At 66.2% G+C, this 21,946-nt stretch carries 22 protein-coding genes; 11 read left to right on the forward strand and 11 right to left on the reverse strand.

Annotation, left to right across the window (positions count from 1 at the left end; translation table 11 throughout):
* Positions 1-31: 31 nt before the first annotated feature.
* Entirely contained in the window at positions 32-2,614 is a 2,583-nt protein-coding gene (locus tag HWX69_RS04110) for an efflux RND transporter permease subunit (RefSeq protein WP_178915833.1), read from the reverse strand.
* Positions 2,615-2,854: 240 nt separating this feature from the next.
* Between HWX69_RS04110 and serA the strand changes: the two genes are divergently transcribed.
* Positions 2,855-4,435, forward strand: coding sequence for a phosphoglycerate dehydrogenase (gene serA / locus HWX69_RS04115; RefSeq protein WP_178915834.1), 1,581 nt, complete (start codon positions 2,855-2,857; stop codon positions 4,433-4,435).
* Between the two features lie 36 nt (positions 4,436-4,471).
* Here serA and HWX69_RS04120 read toward each other — a convergent pair whose 3' ends face one another.
* Positions 4,472-4,738, reverse strand: coding sequence for a hypothetical protein (locus HWX69_RS04120; RefSeq protein ID WP_178915835.1), 267 nt, complete (start codon positions 4,736-4,738; stop codon positions 4,472-4,474).
* Between the two features lie 202 nt (positions 4,739-4,940).
* Here HWX69_RS04120 and HWX69_RS04125 point away from each other — a divergent pair, with 202 nt between their 5' ends.
* Together HWX69_RS04125 and HWX69_RS04130 are read left to right on the forward strand one after the other, a co-directional pair.
* Positions 4,941-7,385: a prolyl oligopeptidase family serine peptidase gene (locus tag HWX69_RS04125; protein WP_178915836.1), complete on the forward strand. Its 2,445-nt coding sequence runs from the start codon at positions 4,941-4,943 to the stop codon at positions 7,383-7,385.
* Between the two features lie 110 nt (positions 7,386-7,495).
* Positions 7,496-9,832, forward strand: a complete 2,337-nt coding sequence (locus HWX69_RS04130) for an alpha/beta hydrolase (protein ID WP_178915837.1) — start codon at positions 7,496-7,498, stop codon at positions 9,830-9,832.
* On the opposite strand, the gene thrC is transcribed toward HWX69_RS04130, so the two are convergent.
* Both thrC and HWX69_RS04140 read right to left on the reverse strand, forming a co-directional pair.
* Complete coding sequence (thrC, locus tag HWX69_RS04135) at positions 9,829-11,142, reverse strand: threonine synthase (protein WP_178915838.1); 1,314 nt, start codon at positions 11,140-11,142, stop codon at positions 9,829-9,831. The genes HWX69_RS04130 and thrC overlap by 4 nt on opposite strands.
* Before the next feature lie 93 nt (positions 11,143-11,235).
* A complete protein-coding gene (locus HWX69_RS04140) occupies positions 11,236-11,478 on the reverse strand; it encodes a hypothetical protein (RefSeq protein WP_156709548.1) in 243 nt (80 codons plus the stop codon).
* 126 nt (positions 11,479-11,604) lie between these two features.
* Here HWX69_RS04140 and HWX69_RS04145 point away from each other — a divergent pair, with 126 nt between their 5' ends.
* On the forward strand, positions 11,605-11,772 hold the full coding sequence (locus tag HWX69_RS04145; RefSeq protein WP_178915839.1) for a DUF7331 family protein: 168 nt from the start codon (positions 11,605-11,607) through the stop codon (positions 11,770-11,772).
* Here the strand turns inward: HWX69_RS04145 and npdG are convergent, their stop codons facing one another.
* Positions 11,773-12,441: an NADPH-dependent F420 reductase gene (gene npdG / locus HWX69_RS04150; RefSeq protein WP_178915840.1), complete on the reverse strand. Its 669-nt coding sequence runs from the start codon at positions 12,439-12,441 to the stop codon at positions 11,773-11,775.
* Positions 12,442-12,555: 114 nt separating this feature from the next.
* Between npdG and HWX69_RS04155 the strand changes: the two genes are divergently transcribed.
* Positions 12,556-13,011 carry a DUF7529 family protein gene (locus HWX69_RS04155; RefSeq protein ID WP_178915841.1) on the forward strand — a complete coding sequence of 152 codons (456 nt, stop codon included), beginning with the start codon at positions 12,556-12,558 and terminating at the stop codon, positions 13,009-13,011.
* On the opposite strand, the gene HWX69_RS04160 is transcribed toward HWX69_RS04155, so the two are convergent.
* The 3 genes from HWX69_RS04160 to HWX69_RS18120 are packed head-to-tail and all read right to left on the reverse strand — an operon-like array spanning position 13,008 to position 14,451.
* On the reverse strand, positions 13,008-13,205 hold the full coding sequence (locus tag HWX69_RS04160) for a hypothetical protein (protein WP_178915842.1): 198 nt from the start codon (positions 13,203-13,205) through the stop codon (positions 13,008-13,010). The two genes, HWX69_RS04155 and HWX69_RS04160, sit on opposite strands and share 4 nt — an antisense overlap.
* Positions 13,202-14,065, reverse strand: a complete 864-nt coding sequence (locus tag HWX69_RS04165) for a TIGR01548 family HAD-type hydrolase (RefSeq protein ID WP_178915843.1) — start codon at positions 14,063-14,065, stop codon at positions 13,202-13,204. Before HWX69_RS04165 ends, HWX69_RS04160 begins: the two co-directional genes overlap by 4 nt.
* Positions 14,062-14,451 (reverse strand): UPF0146 family protein, encoded by a 390-nt coding sequence (locus tag HWX69_RS18120; protein ID WP_178915844.1) that lies wholly within the window; start codon positions 14,449-14,451, stop codon positions 14,062-14,064. Before HWX69_RS18120 ends, HWX69_RS04165 begins: the two co-directional genes overlap by 4 nt.
* Before the next feature lie 39 nt (positions 14,452-14,490).
* Between HWX69_RS18120 and HWX69_RS04175 the strand changes: the two genes are divergently transcribed.
* Positions 14,491-15,012 carry an archaemetzincin family Zn-dependent metalloprotease gene (locus tag HWX69_RS04175; RefSeq protein ID WP_178915845.1) on the forward strand — a complete coding sequence of 174 codons (522 nt, stop codon included), beginning with the start codon at positions 14,491-14,493 and terminating at the stop codon, positions 15,010-15,012.
* A 47-nt stretch (positions 15,013-15,059) separates the two neighbouring features.
* Here HWX69_RS04175 and HWX69_RS04180 read toward each other — a convergent pair whose 3' ends face one another.
* On the reverse strand, positions 15,060-15,341 hold the full coding sequence (locus HWX69_RS04180) for a winged helix-turn-helix domain-containing protein (RefSeq protein WP_178915846.1): 282 nt from the start codon (positions 15,339-15,341) through the stop codon (positions 15,060-15,062).
* A 195-nt stretch (positions 15,342-15,536) separates the two neighbouring features.
* Between HWX69_RS04180 and HWX69_RS04185 the strand changes: the two genes are divergently transcribed.
* Both HWX69_RS04185 and HWX69_RS04190 read left to right on the forward strand, forming a co-directional pair.
* Positions 15,537-15,854 (forward strand): EMC6-like membrane protein, encoded by a 318-nt coding sequence (locus HWX69_RS04185; RefSeq protein WP_178915847.1) that lies wholly within the window; start codon positions 15,537-15,539, stop codon positions 15,852-15,854.
* Positions 15,854-17,698: a ribosome biogenesis/translation initiation ATPase RLI gene (locus HWX69_RS04190; protein ID WP_178915848.1), complete on the forward strand. Its 1,845-nt coding sequence runs from the start codon at positions 15,854-15,856 to the stop codon at positions 17,696-17,698. The genes HWX69_RS04185 and HWX69_RS04190 overlap by 1 nt, the downstream gene beginning before the upstream one ends.
* 21 nt (positions 17,699-17,719) lie before the next feature.
* Here HWX69_RS04190 and ygfZ read toward each other — a convergent pair whose 3' ends face one another.
* The gene (ygfZ, locus tag HWX69_RS04195) at positions 17,720-18,805 is read right to left on the reverse strand and encodes a CAF17-like 4Fe-4S cluster assembly/insertion protein YgfZ (protein ID WP_178915849.1); all 1,086 of its coding nucleotides are present in this window, start codon (positions 18,803-18,805) and stop codon (positions 17,720-17,722) included.
* A gap of 55 nt (positions 18,806-18,860) precedes the next feature.
* Positions 18,861-19,163, reverse strand: a complete 303-nt coding sequence (locus tag HWX69_RS04200) for a DUF6432 family protein (RefSeq protein WP_178915850.1) — start codon at positions 19,161-19,163, stop codon at positions 18,861-18,863.
* A gap of 119 nt (positions 19,164-19,282) precedes the next feature.
* On the opposite strand from HWX69_RS04200, the gene HWX69_RS04205 reads away from it, so the two are divergent.
* From HWX69_RS04205 to thiD, 3 genes are read left to right on the forward strand one after another with little or no spacing between them, the layout of a single operon-like run.
* Positions 19,283-20,002: a DUF7093 family protein gene (locus HWX69_RS04205; protein ID WP_178915851.1), complete on the forward strand. Its 720-nt coding sequence runs from the start codon at positions 19,283-19,285 to the stop codon at positions 20,000-20,002.
* A 44-nt stretch (positions 20,003-20,046) separates the two neighbouring features.
* Positions 20,047-20,439, forward strand: a complete 393-nt coding sequence (locus HWX69_RS04210) for a DUF5611 family protein (RefSeq protein ID WP_178915852.1) — start codon at positions 20,047-20,049, stop codon at positions 20,437-20,439.
* Between the two features lie 54 nt (positions 20,440-20,493).
* Positions 20,494-21,870, forward strand: a complete 1,377-nt coding sequence (thiD, locus tag HWX69_RS04215) for a bifunctional hydroxymethylpyrimidine kinase/phosphomethylpyrimidine kinase (protein WP_178915853.1) — start codon at positions 20,494-20,496, stop codon at positions 21,868-21,870.
* Positions 21,871-21,946 lie beyond the last annotated feature (76 nt).

The raw sequence follows: 21,946 nt of genomic DNA on the forward strand, positions 1-21,946 counted from the left end.
CACGAAACCGTCGGTTCCCGCGAACTCGCCGTTACACCGCTGCGGGGTCGGCGTCGGCCCACTCCGTCCACAGCACCAGCAGACTCGGCAGCACGACGACGCTGCCGAGGAAGGCGTAGACGATGGTGAGTGCGGTGATGATGCCGAACTGCTGCAGCGGGACGAGCAGCGCCAACCCGAGGATGGCGATACCGCCGGCCGTCGAGGCCGTCGACCCCAACAGCGCGCCGCCGGTGCCGAAGACGGCGTTTTCCAGGGCCGCCTCGGTGCCGATGTCGCGGTTCAACTCGTAGACGTACCGCTCGGAGACGTGGATGGAGTAGTCGATGCCCAGTCCGATGGTGAAACTGGTGATGAGCGCGGTCATCACGTTGAACGGGATGCCGAGCGCCGCCATCGACCCGGTAATCCACGCGACGGCGAGGGCGACCGGGGCAAGCGTGACGGCGCCCAGCGTGGCGTACCCCTCCAGCCGCCTGTAGACGGCCATCAACACGCCCAACACGACGACGAGCGTGACGAGGAGGCTATCGACGACCGTCGACAGCAGGTTCTCGGCGACGGCCTGATTCATGATTGGCTGGCCGGTGGCGATGGCGGAGAGTCCGTCGCCGTCGACGGGGTCCGCGGCGGGTCGAATGTCCTCGGCGATGGCGGGTTCGCTCTGGGTGCCGTCGACGGGGACGACGATGCGCAACGCGACGTACTCGCCGTCCTCGCGGTGGACCCACGTCCCCGCACCGTCGGGCGACGCCTCGTAGAAGGCGTCGTACACCGACTCGAGGTTCCGGTCGGGGACGCCGTCGCCGTCGGTGTCGGCGGCGGTGAACGTCTCGTTGAACGCCGCGTCGTCGTCGGCGAGGTCGGCCATCACTCGTATCGGACTCCGGGTGGCGTTCGTGTCGTCCGGCAGGATGAGCACCGAGTCGCTCCGGTTTGCGGTGTCGGAGGCCGCCTGCACGCGGTCGAGGGTGTCGTCGGCTGTCACGTCACCCCTGACGAGAATCTGGGTCGTCGTCCCGCTGTAGATGTACGTCTCCCGGTCGACGAACTCGATGTTCTCCTGGGCGGTGTAGTTCCCCGGTGCGAGCGGGCCGAGGCCGTCCATCCACTCGGGCGTCTCCTCGACGAGGAGGTCCTCCTGTTCGAAGGTGGTGTCGACGGTGGCGGCGCCGCCGCCGGCGACGAGTGTGACGACCAACGCGGCAGCGAGGACGCCCTTCGGCGAGCGCCGGGCGGCGACGAGCGGCACCGCGAGCAACGCGGTGAGTCTACCGCCTTCGGTGCCGACGGCTGGAGCCCGCCTGTCGGCGCCGCGGGCTTCGAGGCGTTCGTCCAATTCGACCTTGAGAATCGGAATGAGGAGGCCGAAGACGACGAACGCGCCGACGATACCGACCGCGCTGACGAGGCCGAACTGTCTCACCGGCGCGACGCCGCTGACGAGGTTCGACAGGAAACCCGTCGCGGTCGTGACGGTGACGAGCGCAAGCGCCGCGCCGACGCCGCCGAGAGCGGTCGCCATCGCCTTCCGCGCCGACGGCGACCGGGCTTCGCCGCCGAACTGGAACCCACCCACGTCGTCGCCATCGGCCGGGTCGGGCGGCCGCTCCTCGCGAGCACGCATGAAGACGTGAATCGCGTAGTCGATGGACAGCCCCATCAACAGCACGGGGACGGCGACGAACAGTTGGTTGAACGTGATGTCTGCCCATCCCATGAAGCCGAACGTCCAGACGAGTACCAACGCCACGCCGAACAGCCCTAAGGCAACGTCGTAGAGGTCTCTGTAGGCGACGACCAACACGACGAGGACGAACAGGAAGGCCAGCGGCCCGACGACGGCGAGGCTGTCGAACGAGGACCGTCGGAGTTCGTCGTCGATGACGCCCTGTCCGAGCACCATCGCGTCGCCCTCGACTTCGCTGTCGACGATGTCGGCCATCTGCGTCTGGGCGCGGGCGAGTTCCTCCGCGGGCACGTCCTCGTGGTGGGAGACGACGATGGCGGTCGAGTCAGCGGTCTTGCCGTTGCCCTCGTAGCTCGTCGGCACGGTGGCGAAGGAGCCCCCCTCCGGCCAGGTGTGCTCGACGTCGTCCATTACGATGCCGACGGCGTAGGAGGTGTACAGCTCCAACTCGAACTCCGAGAGCCCCTCGATGGCCTCGATTTGTTCGGAAAGCGGCGGCCGCGGTTCGACGGTAATCTCCTGTGCGTCGACGCCCTCCTCCCTGCGGATGGCGACGATGGCGACGACGTTCGAGACGCCCAGTGGCTGTTGGTTCTCGACGAGTGTCGGCCCGACGACGGGGTCGTCTCTGAGTTCCTGCTGGACGCGCAACTGCTGGAGGTACCGCTCTCTCGTGAGGACGTTCTCGTCGTCGGCGATGACGACGAACGACCCCGTTGAGTTCGCGGCCTGTCCGCTCATGTTGTCGGTGATGTAGCCGTCGGCGGCGTGTTCGGCGGTGCCGCCGCGGAACTCCTCGAGGGTGGTGTCGAGGACGACTCCCGGGAGACCGAGGCCCAAGACGAACACGACCGCGAGCGTGACGGCGACGACTTTCCGTCGGTGCTCGTAGACGACCGCTCGGGCGAGGCTATTCGGCTTCATGCGGGGACAGAGACGACAGCGGGGACACGATTCACCCGACGTGACAGCGGAGCCGATAAATACTCACCGCCGGTCGTTGACGGCCGTTGATTATCGTCGCCGACTAACGGCACTAAATTGTGTATTCGCCGTCTCGGAGCTATAAATATGGGCACATTCGTGTATACAAATGCGGTTTCGGCCCCGGCAGCACGCGGCGATGAAGAAAGCGTTATCCCTCACGGCCGGGACCGTACGCCCATGAAGGTACTCGTTACGGACCCCATCGCGGATGCCGGTCTCGACGTGATACGCGACGCCGGCCACGAGGTCGTCACGGACTACGAATCGGAGGGCGAGGAACTGCTCGAGGCGGTCGCCGACGCCAACGCGCTCATCGTCCGCTCGGGGACGGAGGTCACCCGCGAGGTGCTGGAGGCCGCGCCCGACCTCGTCATCGTCGGCCGGGCCGGCATCGGCGTCGACAACATCGACATCGACGCCGCGACCGACCACGGCGTCATCGTCGCCAACGCCCCGGAGGGCAACGTCCGGGCGGCCGCCGAACACACCGTCGCGATGACGTTCGCAACGGCGCGGTCGATTCCGCAGGCCCACGTCCGTCTGAAGGACGGCGAGTGGGCGAAAGGCGCCTTCCTCGGCACCGAACTCAACGGCAAGACCCTCGGCATCGTCGGACTGGGCCGGGTCGGCCAGGAGGTCGCGAAGAAACTCGACTCGCTGGGGATGGACCTCGTCGCGTTCGACCCCTACATCTCCGAGGAACGCGCCGAGCAGTTGGGCGCCGACCTCGCGGAACTCGACGAGGTACTCGACACCGCCGACGTGCTCACCATCCACACGCCGCTGACGCCGGAGACCGAGGACATGATTGGCGAGGCGGAACTCGCCGAGATGGAGGGCGGCTACGTCGTCAACTGCGCCCGCGGCGGCATCATCGACGAGGACGCTCTCGCCGACGCCGTCGAGGACGGCGTTCTCGCCGGCGCGGCGCTGGACGTTTTCGCCGAAGAGCCGCTTCCAGAAGACAGCCCGCTGCTCGACGTCGAGGACGTCATCGTGACGCCGCACCTCGGCGCCTCCACGGAGGCCGCCCAGGAGAACGTCGCCGTCTCCACCGCCGAACAGGTCGTCGCCGCGTTCAACGAGGAACCGGTGATGAACGCGCTGAACGCGCCGTCGATGGACGAATCCGCCTTCCCGCGGGTCGAACCGTACATCCACCTCGCCGAGACCGCCGGCAAAATCGCCGTTCAACTGCTCGACAGCCGCGTCGAATCGGTCGAAGTCAGCTACGAGGGCGACATCGCCGAGGAGGACATCGAAATCGTCACTGCCTCCGCGCTGAAGGGCGTGTTCAAGCCGCTGGAGTGGCAGGTCAACGCCGTCAACGCCCCGCGCATCGCCGAAGAGCGTGGCATCGACGTGACCGAGAGCAAACGTCGGCAGGCCGAGGACTTCCAGAGCCTCGTGACGGTCACCGTCAGCGACGGGGAGACCGAAATCGCCGTCTGCGGGACGCTGTTCGCCGGCGACGACCCGCGTATCGTCCGCATCGACGGCTACCGCGTCGACGCCATCCCTGGCGGGAAGATGATGGTCGCCCGCAACACCGACGAACCCGGGGTCATCGGCCACATCGGCTCGGTGATGGGCGAGTTCGGCGTCAACATCGCGGGGATGTTCAACGCCCGCGAAGTCCACGGGGGCGAGGCGCTCACCGTCTACAACGTCGACCAAGAGGTACCCGACGAGGCTCGCGAAAAACTCGAAGCCGACGAGCGCATCATCGAGACGAAGTACATCAGCCTGAACGGCTAATCGGACGGATAGAAGGCGGTTCGCAGCCGCGTCGAGTCAAAACCAGCCGGTCAGTTTCGCCCACAGCCCCTCGTCGGTTTCCTGTTCTCCCTCGGCTTTCGCCTCCTCCAGCAGCCGCTCGTAGCGGTCGATGACCTCCTCGAGTCGCTTGTCGCGCGCTTCGAGTTCGGCTTCGAGGAACTCGGCCCACTCCTCGGCGGCCTCCCGTCGCCGTTCGCTGCGTCGCAGTTTCGCTTCCAGTTCCGTCACTCGCTCGTGGTCCGTCCCGACCGTCGGGAGCGGCTCGGATGAGGCGGATGCCATAGCGAACGTGTGTCATCAACTACCAAAAACCTACGTCAGACAGGCGTCATAAATGCCCTTTCTGGGACGTGTGCGGTCCGTTCCGCATCACGATAAACCGTGTGATTCGGAAACACGGGTGTTACAGCGGCTCTACCCGCCGTTAAAAAAGGGTGCTGATGACCGGGGGAACGCCTTTCGCCCCGGAACGTCACTTCCCGATATGTCAGATGAGATGGCCGACGGCGGTGGTTCGGAGTCGTCGGGGTTGCCGGATATCGGCCCGCCGGCGCTCCACGCCGACCGACCCACGCCGCCGCAGTTGGAGAACGGCGAGGGGTGGGCAGCCGACCCGCTTCTCGTCTCCGGCTGTGAGGCCTACGTCGAGGGGGAGTATCTGTATCAGGACTACGTCTACGACGACCACGGCGCCGACACCCGGTCGGTGCTGGAGCAACCGCCCGATGGCGAGACGCTCGGCGGGTTCTACTGTCGGCCCACCGGTGACCTCCGGTATCCGACGGCTCCGGACACCTACGCGTTCAACGGGGCGGACTTACTGGAGTTCCGAGTGCGGCCGACGGTGGAGGGGGTCGCCTACCGAATCACGCTGAACACGATGTTAGAGTCGGATGCGGCGGCCGTTGCCATCGGCATCGACACGAGTGCCGGCGAGAGCGACGATGGGGACACCGACTGGGGCTATGGGCTGGGTGAGTTGGGGGCGCCGGTCGACCACCGACTCGTCGTCTGGGGAACGGGCGCAGAGTTGGACGGCGAACGGCTCGAAGACGACCGCGTCTCCGTCGATGTCCGCCGGAACCAAATCGAGGTGGAAGTGCCGCTCGACCCCGACGAGGAGACGTGGCGACACTACTGTGTCACCGGCCTCTGGAACGCCGAAGACGGCCGGTTTCAGGGGATTTCGGTCGACGCCGACCGCGAGGTACCGGGCGGCGGCAAGCGCGGCATGGATGTCCCACCTGTCTTCAACGTCGGCTTCCGGTTCGAGGAACCCCTCCGACGGAACATCGACATCGAGGAACTCCTCCCGCGGTTGGCGATGATCGTCGCCAACGCGCCGATGGAGGTACTCCAGCGACTCGACGAACCATTGCAGTTGCTCGGGTTGCTCGGTGACGCCCCGAAACTGTTCGATATCGAGGACCCGCTTGGACTGTTCAATCCGCTGGACGACCCGCTCAGCGTCTCGGAGTTGGTCGGCGTCGCCGAGCGCCTGTCGCCGTTCAGCGAGGCGGAGGCGGTTCCGCGCTCCATCGGCATCGGCAACTGGCGCGAACACGGACAGGCGACCGCACTCGCCAACCGCGACATCTCACAGTACCACGCCGACATCGACTTCGAGACGCTCCGCGCCGAGGAGACCGATCGCCGCGTCCCCGACTCGGGCTTTATCACCTACCTGTACCCCTCCGCCTACGAGTTCGGCGACGGGGTCGACCCCTACGCCAACGTGCTGGAGGGCCGCATCCAGCCGTACGGCGTCTACGTGCCCGAGGGCCTTGAGGAGCCGGCGCCGATGGTGACGATGCTACACTCACTCGGCAACTGCTACACCCAGTATCCGGCGTACATGCCGACGCTGGTCGAAAACCTCGCCGAGGAGACCGGCGGTGTCGTGTTCATGCCGCAAACTCGGGGGCCGGGTATCTGGTACAAAAAGAAGGCCGAACTCGACGTTTTCGAGGCGTGGCGGAACCTCGAATCCCGTTTCGACATCGACCGCAGTCGCGTCTCCGTGACGGGCTACTCGATGGGCGGGTTCGGCGCCATCATCATGGCGACGAAGAACCCCGACTCCTTTGGCCGCTGTTTCGCCGTCGTCGGTCCACCGGCCGAGGACCCGCTGCAAGCGCCGACGAACAACATGATTGCGACGCCGTCGCTGCTGATGACCGGGCTGTTCGGGGGTGAGGACGGCGGCGAACTGTTCTCGATTTTCACCGAGAAACCGGAGAACGCGCTCCGTCTCACCGAGAACCTCAGACACGTCCCGATGCTGTTGTGGCACGGCGGCACCGACCCCCTCGTTCCCCTCCTCGGGCCGACCAACTACGCGCGGGAACTCCGCGAACACGGCTACCGTCACCAAATCGACGTGTTCCCGAGCGTCGACCACTTCGCGCTCGCAATTCAGGATAGCTGGGACCGCGGGCCGTCGTATCTCGCCTCGACCGAGGTGCCGAAACACCCGCCGCGAGTCACCTATCGGCGCGTCCCCGAGTTCGACTACCCCGAACTCGACATCGTCCACGACAGCGCCTACTGGGTCACCGACATCGACGTTCGGGAGGGCCATGGCAGCGGTCTCGTCGACGCGACCTCCCTGGCCGACGGCTACGGCGACCCGAAACCCGAGCGGTTCACGTCCTCGGGAACGAGACCGATGCCGTACACCGCCACTGGAATCGAGTGGGGGGACGCCGACGACGTTCGTGGCCCCGAGAACACGCTCGAAGTCACGCTCGAAAGCATCGAGTCGGTGACGCTGTGGGTCGAAGCCGCGGGGTTGGACCCCGAAACCAAACTCACTGTCGAGGTTGACGCCGATGTCGATGCGACGCTGACGCTCCGGGGGTCCTTCGGTACCCACGACGTCGAAATCGAGGCCGGCACGTCGACGGTCGAGGTCGGCCCACTCGCCTGAACGGCGGTCGCGTCGGCCGTCTCTCGGGGCACAAACCCCCACGATTCACTTAAATCAGCAAGTGCTAATAGGGCTAACACATTTCCGCATTGCCGTCGAAGGGACGGGATATGTCTCAGGAACGCCGTAACGGCGACCGGGCCGAGGGGTCTCCCTCCTCTCCGCCTCGGCCCGGTCCCGACGCCCTGTACGGCCCCAACCCCACGCCGCCGCAGTTGGAGAACGGCGAGGGGTGGGACGCCGACCCGCTTCTCGTCTCCGGCCACGACGCCTACCGCGATGGTGAGTACCTGTATCAGGACTACGTCTACGACGACCACGGCGCCGATACGCGTCGCTTTACCGCCGGGTCGCCGGCGAATGCCGACTCCCTCGGCGGCATTCTCTCACAGCCGACCGGGGACCTCCACTACCCCAACGACGGCGAACGCTACAGCTACAACGGCGCGGACCTGCTGGAGTTCCGAGCGCGGCCGACGGCGGAGGGAGTCGCCTACCGCATCACGCTGAACACGATGCTGGAGCCGGACGCGGCGGCCGTCGCCATCGGCATCGATACAGGAGGCAGTGACGGTCGAACCGACTGGGGTCACGGATTGGGTGAGTTGGGTGCGCCGGTCGACCACGTGCTCGTGACGTGGGGGACGGGCGCAGAGTTGGACGGCGAACCGCTCGAAGACGACCGAGTTTTCGTCGACGTGCGCCGGAACCAAATCGAGGTGGAGGTGCCGCTCGACCCCGCAGACGAGACGTGGCGACACTACTGTGTCACCGGCCTCTGGAACGCCGAGGAGGGCGGATTCAGGCAAGTCGCGGTCAGTCCGGACGAGGAGACGCCCGGCGGCCTGAAGAGCAAGTCACAGGACGTACCGCCGGTGTTCAACGTCGGCTTCCGCTTCGAGGAACCGTACGACCGACACGTCGGCCCCATCGATATCGGTCGCGGCCTCTTCGACGTACTCGACGTGACCGGCATCGGCCACAACCTCCTGGACCTCGTCTGGGACCGCTCTGCGCGAGTCCTCGGGGAGGGCAACTGGCGGGAACACGCCCAGTCGCTGGCGCTCGCCAACCGCGACATATCGCGGTTCTACGCGGATATCGACTTCCAGCGGCTCCGCGAGGGGACGACCGACGACGCGTCGTTCGAAGCCGGCTTTCACTCGCTTCTGTATCCCTCGCGGTACTACCTCGGAGAGGGCGTCGACCCCGACCACGACGTACTGGAGGGCCGCATCCAGCCGTACAACGTGTACGTCCCCGAGAACCTCGAAGAGCCGGCGCCGATGGTGTTGCTGTTGCACTCGCTGGGCGGCGCCTACACCCAGTATGCGGTGTACATGCCGAACCTCGTCAAGGGATTGGCGGAGGCCCACGGCGCCGTCGTGTTGATGCCGCAGGCCCGCGGTCCCGGTCGCTGGTACAAACGCGAGGCGGAACTCGACATCTTCGAGGCGTGGCGCGACCTCGAAACCCGGGTCGACATCGACCGCAGTCGCGTCACCATCTCGGGGTACTCGATGGGCGGGTTCGGGACGTGTATGCTCGCCGCACAGTGTCCGGACCTGTTCGGACGGGGCTTTTCGGTCGTCGGGCCGCCCAGCGAGGACCCCATCGAGGGGCTCACCGGCGGCCTGCTGAAGGCGCCGTCGAAACTCACGAACGACCTCTTCGGCGGCGAGGGCGGCGGCGACGTGCTCAACCTCTTCGCCCAAGACCCCGAGAGCGCTCTCGAAATCACCGACAACCTCCGGCACGTACCGATGCTCATCTGGAACACAGTCGGCGACCCACTCGTTCCGGTGCTCTCCCCGGAGAACTACGCCCGTAAACTGCGGCGACACGGCTACCGCTATCAGTTCGACGTGTTCCCGGTCGCGACGCACCTCTCTCTCGGTATCTGCGACCAGTGGGACCGGGCACCGGAGTTCATCGCCCGCGGGAAGGTCATCCGCAATCCCCGGCGGGTCACCTACCGACAGGTGCCGGAACTCGACCACCCAGAGGTCGGACTCGTCCACGACGGCGCCTACTGGGTTTCGGATATCGTCACGCAGGACGGCGAGGACGCCGGTCTCGTCGACGCAACCTCCTTGGCCGACGGCTACGGCGAGCCCAACCTCCGGCGGTTCCGACGCATCGGACAGACGCCCCAGCGCCACCTCAGCCGCGGTCTCCAGTGGGAACAGCCCGACATCGACCAACGGCGCGGCCCCGAAAACGCCCTCGAGGTCACGCTGGAGGGGGTCGCCGAGGCCACGCTGTGGGTCGAGGAAGCGGGGCTCGACACCGACACCGAACTCACGCTTCAGGTCGACAGCGACAGCGAGGCGACGCTGACGCTCGCGACGGCGTTCGACACCCACGAAATCGAGGTCTCGGAAGGCGAATCGACCGAGACGCTGGTTCTCGACGACGAGGCCGAAACGAAAGCCGCGACCGCCTAGAACAGGCCGCGAAGCCGGCCGAGCAGTCCGCGTCCGCCGTCTCCCGTCCGCTCGCCGGCGAGGTGTGCGAGCACCGCGTCCGTGCTGTTCGGGACGGGTTCGGGGTCGCTGCCCGCCGCCGCCGCGGCGTCGGGGTCCTTCAGCAGGTGGCCGGTCGTCAGACACACCACGTCCTCGCCCGACCCGACTTCGCCGGATTCCCGCAGTTTCCGCAGGCCGGCGACCGACGCCGCGGAGGCGGGTTCGACGCCGATGCCCTCGCCTGCGAGGTCACGCTGGGCGGTCGTAATCTCCTCGTCGGAGACGGCGACGGCGGTGCCGCCGGTTTCGCGGATGCCGGGCAACGCCTTCGGCGCGTTGACGGGGTTTCCGATGCGGATGGCTGTCGCGATGGTTTCGACGTCCTCCCAGCGGCGGGTCTCCTCGGCGCCCGATTCGATGGCCTCGACCATCGGCGCGGCGCCCTCCGCCTGGACGCCGGTGAGTTTCGGCACGTCGCCGGGCGCGAGGTCACCCGAGGCGACCAACTCACGGAAGCACTTGTACAGCGCGGCGGTGTTGCCCGCGTTGCCGACCGGCAGGACGATTCGGTCGGGGAACCGCCCTTCGTCGTCGCGGAACTCCTCGAGGATTTCGAGGCCGATGGTCTTCTGACCCTCCAGTCGGAACGGGTTCAGCGAGTTCAGCAGGTACGCCTCACCGCGGTCGGCGAGGTCCTGGACGATGTCGAGACAGGAATCGAAGTTGCCGTCGACCTCCAGAATCCGGGCGCCGTGGAGACTCGCCTGTGCGATTTTCCCGGCGGCGACCTTGCCGGCGGGGAGCAGGACGAGCGTCTCGAGGTCGGCGCGTGCGCCGTAGGCCGCAAGCGCGGCGGAGGTGTTGCCGGTGGAGGCACACGCCAGTCGCCCAACGTCGAGTTCCTGTGCGACGCGGACGCCGACGGTCATTCCGCGGTCCTTGAACGACCCGGTAGGGTTCATCCCCTCGTGTTTCACCCGGAGGTTGCGGACGCCGAGGTCGGCTTCGAGGCGTGGCGCCTCGTGCAGCGGCGTCGCGCCTTCCGGCAGGGTGACGCCCTCCTCGAACGGAAGGGCGGCGTTGTAGCGCCAGACGCCACGCCCCTCGAAGTCGTCGAAGGTGGGATAGTTGTCGTAGCGGGCTTCCAGCAAGCTGCCACACTCCTCGCAGGTGTAGATGATGTCGTCGAAGGGGGCGTGGTCGTGGCCGCATTCGATACAGTGGAGCCAGACGCCGTCGGTCGCCACCTCGGGCGCCTCGGGGTTCGACGGGAGCGTGAGGTCTGCCATTGACGGGAATGCGTCGTGGAGTCGCAAAAAGGGGGTGGGTTGCGGGACGCCGAGCGAAGCGAGCGGCTCCGAAGCAGCCGACTGCCGAATGTGCTACTCGTCGTCTTTGACGTAGCCGTAGTGTCGCATGCACTCCTCCATCTCGGCTGCGTCGTCGTGTTTGTGCAGCGTCGTGGGCGTGTCACAGTAGTAGGTCGTGCCGTCGTACCGCAGCGTCAACTCCTCCGGACTCCCGAGAATCTCGGTTTTGACGACGAGACGGTCGCCATCACGGAGGCGCCTCAACAGCTCTTCGGCGGTGTGTTCGCCCGCATTGACGGGGACTGGCTCGCTCATACTGATTTACATGGCGGCCGCCCACTTCATGACTTGTTCTGTCTGCCACGTGTATGACACTCGGTAACACTTAACACTACTGGCGACCAATGTACATCCGTAGGGCGATATCGCCCGCGAACGACAATGCCAGCGCCAATCGAAAACAGTTCCGACGGCGACAGCCTCCCGACTACCCGCGACCGGTGTGTGGACTTCGAACTCGAAGGCGGAGCGGTAGTCATCTACGACCGGAAAAACCACAACGCGTGGATTCAGTCCGACAGCGCCGTCGAACTCTCGTCGCTGGCGTAGCTACTGGAACCTCACGCCGAGGTCGTGCAGTCCGTCGTTCTCCCGTGCGACGTTGATGAGTAGCGGCGTCACCGCCTCGACCTCGGCGGCGTTGGCGAGGCCACCGACATCGAGTGGGCGGAGCCCCTCTATCTCGGCGGCGAGGTCGACGACCATGTCTTTGGCGTCGTCATCGTCACCGAAGACGAGCGTGTCCCACTCGAACTCGCGGTCGAGATTCGAGAGGCCACCCGCAGGGAGGTTGTGAAACGCGCCGACGAGCGGTACGTCGTCGGGTTTTGCCTCCTCGACGAGCGCGGCGACGCTGCCCGCTCCTGGACGGTTGTAGTGGAACCCTTCGTCGTCGCGTTTCATCCCGACGGCGGGCGTGACGAGAATCGTCTCGTCGTCCAGTCGGTCGGCGATGGCTTCGACGGTGTCGACGAGGTGATACGCTGGGACGGCGAGTACCACCACGTCGGCGCGGTCGGCGGCCATCGCGTTCTCGAAGCCCTTGATGTCGGTGTCGACGCCGCGACTGTCGAGTTCCGTCTCGTACTCTTCGGCCTTCGTGCGCGCCTTCTCGGGGTCACGGGAACCGACGAGCAGTTCGTGGTCGGTGTCGTAACTCCACCGAAGGACGAGTCCCTGTCCGATGTCGCCGGTGCCGCCGAGGAGCGCGATTCGCATACACGGTAGTCGGCCGACTGTAGGGTAAGCGTTGTGTGACCGGCGACGGTTGCCCAATCCGAGCAGATGGACTGTGACCGTCGGGCTTTTGCCGCCGGCCGACACGGGACCGGTATGAACGCAGACGGGCCACCGTCGGCAGTCACCGACCGCTGGCAGGAACTGCTGGAGGACGCCGACGCCATCGCCGCCGAGTACCGCGACGACGGCTGGGAGACGCTCGTCGTCCATCCCGGCGACGTGACGCCGGTCACCGGCGACCCGTTCGGACTGGACGTACTCGCCCCCGGTGACGAGTTCGAGGCGCTGGAAGCGCTCGTCGAGTCGGCGACCTTCGACACCTCCCAGGTCTACCGCGCGGAAGAGGGCGGCGTCCGGTTCTTCATCGTCGCGACCGAAGCGACGGCCGAGGAAATCGCCGTCGTCGTGCCGGCGTTTCTCCCCGCCCGAGAAGAGACCGAACTCGCCGAACAAGCAACCGAGGAGGGCGTGATGTACACCCACGTCCGTCCGCTGTCCGACGAGACACGCGTGACGTTTTCCCACGACGACCCCGGGCTGTTCTTCTAGCTCCAGCCGCGTTCGCCGCCGCGAACTGCCGAGAGCCAGCCGACGAAGACGACCGCAAGCGGCACTGCTACGAGGATGCTGAGCGCTACGAGCGGTAGTCGTCCTCCGACTGTCAGGTCGGTGAGGAACGCCAACGAGAAGACGGCTGTGGCGGCGACTGCCGCGCTCCACGCGAGGAGTCGCTCGGCGCTCATTCGAGCAGGTCTGGGAGGTCGTTGACGCTGTCGAGGACCGCGCTCGCGCCGGCGCTCTCGTAGCGTCGGCGGCCTTCCTCGCCAGTGAGGCCCCCTGTGAGAACACCGATGCCGTGATACTCCCGTGTCGAGTCGGTGTCGGCGGCGTTCGTCGCCGTGCGGATGTCGTCGAGGGTGTCGCCGACGAAGGCGATTCGCCGGGCGTCGAAGCGCTCGGCCAGCGTCACGAGCGCCTCGGGGTCGGGCTTTCCGGCGTCCCAGTCGTCCATCGTGAATCGGTGGTCATCGGCCACTTCGAGGCCGACGCGGTCGAGTGCGATGTCGGCTTCGGCGCTCGGACGGCCGGTAAGGACGCCCACGTCCCACGCTTCCAGCGCCTCGCGTGTCGAAGCGTCGAGCAACACCGGTTCGTCGTGGATGAACCCCTCGGTGTCGAGGTCGGGGTCATCGCCCTCCAGTTGCCGGTACAGCTCCGAGCCGAGATACAGTTGCTGGAACACCTCTCGGAGCCGCTGTCGGTCCCAGTCGGCGAGTACCTGCTCGCGTGCGGCCGGTTCGAGTTCGTCTGCGATGGCCGTCCGGGCGGCGTCCAACCCGCCGCCGGAGGCGGCGATGAGACCGGTGTACGTCTCGATGCTCAGATACGGTTTCTCGCGGGTGGCGAGGACGTACAGCGCGGCGGCGTACGTCAATTCCCAGTCGTTGTTGAAGCCGCCGGCGTTCTTGAACGCCTGAATGTCGGCTTTCTCGATGGTGTCGTCGTAGACGTGTGCGATGGATTCGACGATTGCACGGCGATAGGAGTCGGCCACGTCGACCAACACGCCGTCGATGTCGAGGATGATTGCGTCGACGTTCATGGGTTTACTCGGAACAGAGTCTCGTCTTCGAGTGTCTCCGTCGTCGCGTCGACGACGGCGGGGTCGCCCCCGAGTGTCGTGAAGAAACACGCCGCCCCCGCTGCGGCGGCCGCCTCGGCGAGCGGCCGCTGGAGTTCGGGCGGGCAGTTCAGCGCGTACACCGCCTCGGCGTCCCGGTACAGCGCCACGTCGGGGTCGGTCACGTCGTCGCGGACGAACCGCACGTCCGAGGGAGTCGGCCGCTCGTGGATGTCCGTCGCGGTGACGGTCCGTCCGCGTTCGGCGAGGCCGGCCGCGACGTCGGTTCGGTTCCCGACGCCGACCTCGACGAGACGGTCGAACCCGGCGAGGCGGTCGACGAGCGTCGCCTTCGAGTCGGTGTGCACGTCGGGATGTTTATGAACAGCCGTATCTAACCTTTTCCCATGCACGTCGACATCGTGCCGGTCGGTGATGTCCCTGCCGCGGTCAAGCGGGAGGCCTCCAGCGGACTGCGGTCCGTCTACGACTGCGAGGTGACGATTCACGACAGTCAACCCATCCCCGACGGCGCGTTCGACCCCGGTCGTGAACAGTACCGAGCCGAGGAGTTCATCGAGCTCGCGGGCCGAATCGGCTCCGGCGAGAAGAACATCGCCATCACGCCGAAGGACCTCTACTACCGGCGCCGCAACTACGTCTTCGGCCTCGCGTACCTCTCCGGAAACGGCTCGGTAATCTCGACGTACCGGCTGCAGACCTCCTCGGACGGCGGTTTCTCGAACAAATCGGCTGGCGACATCTTCTCCGACCGCGTCCGCAAGGAGGTCGTCCACGAAATCGGCCACACGCTCGGACTCGAACACTGTGACAACTCCCGCTGTGTGATGAGCTTCTCCCCGACCGTCCGCGAGGTCGACGTCAAAGAGGAGAACCTCTGTGGGAGCTGTCAGCGGCTCGTGCTCTGATTCGCTAGCCGTCTCTCAGGACCGCGAAGCGACACGAAAACGTCCGTTCAGTCGTCGCAGCTGGCGGTGTCGGTACCGCCGTCGGCGGCCGCCTCGACCGGCGCCTGAATCTCATAGAGGTTCTGTCTCGCGTCCGCGAAGTACACGTCCTCGGAGACGATTTCGATGTCTTCGAGGCGTTCGAGGGCGTAGCGAACGGTTCGGGCGGACAACATCGATTCCTCGACGATGCCTTTCTGGGTCATCGGTCCGTTGTACTCGAGGACCTTGTAGACGAGTTTCGCGCTTGGCGGGAGGTCTTCTAGGTCTTCGCCGTCAGAATCAGCCATTTGTACCGCAAAAGAGGCGAGCCAGCGGTATAAACATTGACCCAAACTGGTCGGGTATCGAACTCGCAACCGCCGAAAACGGACCGGAGTGGCCGTGAAACTCTCGTTTGTCATTTGCCCAATGAGTCCTCCAACTGACGGCTCCGATAGGTCCGGAGCGAACCGCTTTTGGCTACGGGTGGCTGACGTGGGTGTATGGCAACCGATACGGCCGAACGCAGGGTCGCACACGTCCGTGGTGTCACCGTCACGGCACTGGCGTGTCTCGCCGGCGTCGCCGCCGCGCTCGTCTCGGCGACCGTTGCGAGCGGGGCCGACGACCCCCTCGGCGTGTACGTCCTCGCGGGCGCCGTCATCGTGCAGTTCCCGCTCCTTCGCGTCCTCGAGATGGCGGGGATGGACCTCGACGTCGACGAATTCGGCGTGAAGGACTACCTGTACGTGGCGTTCATGACCTTCTCGCTGTGGTTCGTTTGCTGGGCAATTCTCCTCCAAACGGGGACGAACCTGTAATGAGCGACGACAGCATCGCCGTCGTCGACCTCGACCGGTGTCAGCCCGATCGATGTAACTACGAGTGTGCGAACTTCTGTCCGCCGAACCGCACCGGCGAGGAGTGTATCGTCACCCGCGAGGAGCGCCACGGCGAGGAAGGACTGTACGCCGGCGGCCCCGACCAGGTCTCGATATCCGAGGAACTGTGTCTGGGCGAGACTTGCGGCATCTGCGTCGAGAAGTGCCCCTTCGACGCGCTGGAAATCATCAACCTCCCGCAGGAACTCGACGAAGACCCCACCCATAGATACGGCGAGAACGCCTTCTCGCTGTACGGACTGCCCGCCCCACAGGAAGGCCGTGTCACCGGTATCCTCGGGCCGAACGGCATCGGGAAGACGACCGCAGTCCACGTCCTCGCCGCCGAAATCACGCCCAACCTCGGAGACTTCGAGGACGAACCCGACTGGGACGACGTGTTAGAGGCCTACCGCGGTACCGAACTGCAGGAGTACCTCGAAGACCTCCAGGAGGGTGAGGTAACCGTCGCCCGCAAACCGCAGTACGTCGACAAGATTCCCGACACCTTCGACGGGAAGACCAGCGAACTGCTGGCGGGCGTTGACGAACGCGGCGTCGCCGACGAACTGGTCGAACGGCTCGGCATCGAACCGGTCGTCGACCAGCCCATCGACACCCTCTCCGGCGGCGAACTCCAGCGGGTCGCACTCGCCGCGACGCTGGTGCGAGACGCCGACTTCTACTTCCTCGACGAGATTACGCCGTATCTCGACATCGGCCAGCGCGTGACGGCAGCGCGACTGATTCAGGAACTCTCCGAGGACGACCGCTCGATGCTCGTCGTCGAACACGACCTCGCCGTGCTGGATTTGCTCGCCGACGCCCTCCACGTCGCCTACGGTGAACCGGGCGCATTCGGCGTCATCACGCCGCCGAAATCGACGAAGGGCGGCATCAACCAGTATCTGGAGGGGTACCTCGAAAACGAGAACATGCGCATCCGTCCGGAGTCCATCGAGTTCGAGGAACACGCTCCCCGAACCGAGACCTATGGCGACACTCTCGTCGAGTACCCTGCGATGCGGAAATCCTACGGCGACGGCGAGTTCTCCCTGGACATCGACGCCGGTGAGATACGGCAAAACGAGGTCCTCGGCATCGTCGGCCCCAACGGCATCGGGAAGTCGACGTTCGCGAAGATCCTCGCGGGGCGCCTCGACCCCGACGAAGGCGAGTTCGATGCTCGCCTCGACATCTCGTATAAGCCACAGTACGTCGAAATCGACCAGCCGATGCGGGTGGATTCGTTCCTCCGCTCTATCACCGACGACTTCGGCTCGTCGTACTGGAACACCGAAATCGCCCAACCGCTGCAGTTAGAGCGCATCTTCGAGCAAAGTCTCACGGACCTCTCCGGTGGCGAGCGTCAGCGCGTCGCCATCGCTGCGTGTCTCTCCAAGGAGGCCGACCTCTACCTGCTCGACGAACCCTCCGCGCACCTCGACGTCGAACAGCGGGTGCTTGCGACGCGAGCCATCCGCCGCTACACCGAAAACCACGGCGCCACGGCGATGGTCATCGACCACGACATCTATATGATTGACCTCCTCTCAGACCGCCTGCAGGTGTTCGAGGGGACGCCCGCCGACCACGGCCACGCCGGTCAACCGATGGGGATGCGCGAGGGGATGAACACGTTCCTCGCGAACCTCGACGTGACCTTCCGGCGCGACGAACGCACCGGCCGACCGCGCATCAACAAACCCGGTTCACAGAAGGACCGCGAACAGAAGAAAGCCGGCGAGTACTACTACGCCCCGACCGACGACAGCGAGGAGTAGGCGGTTCGATTTTCTCCGGTTTCAGACGTACTCGGGAAGCCGCCGTGAGCGTGCCGACCCCTCGACGAACGGCAACTCGACGCGGTCGGCGGGTACGTCCTCGCCGTCGACGCGGACGGTGAGGTCCTCGGCGTCGAGGTCGAAGTCGACGAGTGCCAAGGCGATGGGCACGTCGAGTGCGGGGCTGTGGTCGCCGCGGGTGACCTCACCGACGTGGCTGTCGCCGGCGAAGACCGCCGACCCGCTCGGCGGCACCGCTTCGGGCTCGAGTCCGACGAGTCGCCGCGACGGACGACCCTGATTGGCTATCTTCGAGACGACCTCCTGGCCGACGTAACAGCCCTTCTCGAAGTCGATGGCGTTCCGGAGGCCGAGGACGTTCGGAACCGTCCCTTCGAGTTCGGCCTCGAAGGTCGGCGTGCCGGCCTCGAGCGTGAGGTAATCCAGCGTCCGGTAGCCGAACGGCGCGGCGTTGAGGCCGTGGTTGACGAGGGCGTCGAAGACGTCGTTCGCGTCGTCGGCCGCACAGATGACCTCGTAGCCCTCTTCGCCGGTGAGGTCGTCGGTACGGACGACGGTGACGCCCCAGTCGCCGACCGACCCGCGGACGAAGGAGAGGGGTTCGTCCGGCGACGCCGGCCCCGTCAGCACGGAGGCGATTTTCTCGGTCGCGTTCGGGCCGTGGACGCCGAAGACGCCGAAGTCGTCGGTGGCGACCCGCACGTCGACGTCTTGGATGAACGTCTTTTCGGCCCACTCCTCGGCGAGGGCTTCGGCGCGCTGTGGCGGGACGAAACACAGCAGTCGGGGGCCGGCGTTGAAGACGTAGAGGTCCGACTCGATGCCGCCCTGTGCGTCGAGCAACAGCGCGTAGACGCCCTGGCCGTCTTCGCTCGGGACGCGATTGGAGACGGCGTTGTCGACGAACTCGATTCGGTCGTCGCCGGTCACCTCGACGACGCCGTAGCCCATCTCGATGACGCCGACGACGTTCCGGACGGCGCGGTGGACGCGCTCGGGGCGGCCGTAGTGGTCGACGACCCGGCGGCCGCCGCGTTCGGTGAACGTCGCGCCGTGGGCTTCGTGTATGTCCGCGACGACTGTCATTGCCGGGAAGAAGGCGACGCGGCGGTAAAACAGCGACGCATCGCGGCCGGCGGACTCACAGTCCGAGTTTTTCGCGAATGCGACGGAACAGCGAGGGACTGCTGTCGCTTTCGGTTCCGTTCGGGTCAGGAACGACGCGCTCGTCGGGGTAGATGCGCATCCGCTCGTCGTCGTTCTCGACGGTTATGAGGCCCTCCTCTTTGAGCTCGGCGAGGGCGTCCTCGATGGCGTCGATGTCGGTGCCGACCCCCGACCGCAACTCGAAAACCGTCATTCCCTCCTCGGTCCGGTCGACGAGCGCATCGAGGACCGCGACTTCGGTATCGTCGCGGTCCCGATACTCCCGCTTCGCCTGCATACACGAACGTTCGCCCGGGGTGGTCTTAACCGTTCGCCGGCACACGCCGGGTGTGGCACTCCGGAACCTCGGGGTCCGTGTCTCAAGTTTTATACCCTCTACACGGCCACACCTTCCCAATGGGACTGAAGTGTTCGCTACTCGGCCACGCCTTCGAGCCCGCCGACGTCGAGCGGGAGCGGGAAGAACAGGGCAGCGAGGTCGTGACCGTCGTCCGTGAACTCGAACGGTGTACGCGCTGTGGGGCCGAACGGGTCGTCTCCGAGAGCACCGAGGTGACCGCCGTCGTCGACCCCGAAGACGTGGGGTTAGAGGAGGAACCGACGCCCTCCACCGCTGACTCGACGCCGACAGAGGACGCTCCCGAGACGGGCGCGGAAGAGGGGACGGGGGCCTTCGACGGCGTCGTCGAGCGGAGCGGCGCGGCCGACGACGAAGACGCCGAGGCCGCCCCCGACGACTCGGACGGGTGGTCTTCGACCGAGGACACGCCGGACACGCCCGACGAGGAGAGCGAGTTCGAGCCCCGTGACCCCGAAGAGGAGGACGCCGAGATTCTCACCGACGACGGCGAACCGGAGCGGGCGCCCGGCCAGTGGCCGGACGACCCCGACGACGAGCCGTGGGACCCCGAGAGCGATTCGGTCGTCGACGCCGACGCGGTCGACGCCGACGACGAGGAAGACACTGAACCCGTGGAGGAGCTGTCGGGCATCACGGTCCCCGAGGGCGTCCTCGTCTGTGCGGAGTGTGGGTTCCAGGTCGATGCCGAATCCGCCTACCGCGACGGCGACCCCTGTCCGGAGTGCGGGTCGTGGTTGCACGTCGAGGGCGAGTGAAGTACCTCGAAAACGGTAAACCACAGCGCGTCAATACTCGGCCCATGGAAGAGTACAAGATGCGTCGCGGCGAGTATCTCGAAGAGCGCGTACCGGACCTCGAAGCCACCATCGAGGAGTACTTCGGCCCGATTTCGGCCACCGAGGAGTTCAAAGGAAGCGACCTCCACGTCGTCGAAGAGCCGAAAAACCCCGTCTTCGAGCGCGTCGTCGCCGGCGCGGTCTCGTACTCCGGCAAGAAGGACAAACTCGCCGTCGACTTCGTCGAGCGCGACCTCGAGGACCTGATGGAGACCGGCGACGTCGACGCTGCGGGCGACGCCAACAACGCCAAGAACGATTTCCTCCTCGAGTGCACGGGTCGGGACGCCAAGTCCCGGCGGGAATCGATGAAGCGGGCCGTCGAGGACGACGCCGAGACGCCGGACGACGTCTGACCGGGCCGCCGCCGACCACCACCGATTAGTATTCTCTGGTGATAACACACGTTCATGACCGATACGCGCAGGGCTAGCCCCACCGAGAAGCCGGTCGTTCTCACGATTGCGGGCAGTGACTCCGGCGGCGGCGCGGGCGTCCAGGCCGACCTGAAAACCATCGAGGCCATGGGTGGGTTCGGCACCTCGGCGGTTACTGCCGTCACCGCTCAGAACACCCTCGGCGTCGAATCCACGCACATCCTCCCGACCGAGGAACTGACGGCGCAACTCGACGCGGTGCTGTCGGATTTCGACGTTCGCGCCGTCAAGACGGGAATGTTGGCGACGGCCGAACTCGTCGAGACGGTCACCGACTACGCCGCCGACTTCGAGTGTCCGCTGGTTGTCGACCCGGTGATGGTCGCGGCCTCCGGGGACCGCCTGCTCACCGAGGCGGCCGAAGCGGCCTACGACGACCTCATCGCCGAGGCGACGCTCGTGACGCCGAACGCCGACGAGGCGGCGGTGTTGACGGGCGTGCGGCCCGAAGACGAGGCCGGCGCTCGACTGGCGGGCCAGCGCCTGCTGACGACGGGTGCCGACACCGCCCTCTTGAAAGGCGGACACGTCCCCGGCGAGGAAGTCCTCGACGTGCTCGTCACGCCCGAAACTATCGAGACGGCTCGTCACTCCCGAATCGACACCGAGGCGACCCACGGCTCCGGCTGTACCCTGTCGTCGGCCATCGCCACGCGACTCGCCCACGGCGAACCCCTCGTCGACGCGGTCGGTCGGAGCGTCGCGTTCCTCCAGCGGGCCATCCGGTATCACCACGACGCGGGCGAAGGCCCGGGTGTGGTCCATCATCTCGCCGCGCTCCGCAACGAGGCGGCCAGAGAGGCAACCGCCGAAACCGTCCACGACGCCGTCTCGTGGCTCGTCGCCGAGAACGTCCGGCCGCTGGTGCCCGAGGTGGGCATGAACGTCGTCGGGGCGACGCCGTACGCCGAAGACGAACGCGAGACCGCGGCCGTCGAGGGCCGCATCACGAAGACGCTCGACGGCGTCGAACCGAACCGGGGCGTCCGCTTCGGCGCTTCCAGCCACGTCGCACGGTTCCTACTCGGCGGCCGGGAGTTCTTCCCCGAGTTGCGGTTCGCGATCAACTGCCGGTTCGGCGACGACATCGAGGCCGCAACCGAGGCCCTCGAGTGGGACGTGGCCGAGTACGACCGCGCCGCCGAACCCGACGACGCCGCCGGAACGATGGACTGGGCGGCCCGAGACACGTTCGGCGGTCGGAGCGATCCACCGGTCGCCGTCGTCGACCGCGGTGCCGTGGGCAAAGAGCCGATGACGAAACTCGTCGGTCGCGACGCCTCGACGGTCGCCGAACGCGTCGTCGACCTACGGGATGCCGTCGCCAGAGGCCCCGACGAGGGGACGTAGGCTGGTCGCTGTCGAGACTTCCCGACCGTTTTTCAATCCCAGGGGTAACCCGTTCGATAGCAAATCACACGTATGT

The organism is Natronomonas gomsonensis (genome assembly GCF_013391635.1).
In the GTDB taxonomy this organism is placed as follows: domain Archaea; phylum Halobacteriota; class Halobacteria; order Halobacteriales; family Haloarculaceae; genus Natronomonas; species Natronomonas gomsonensis_A.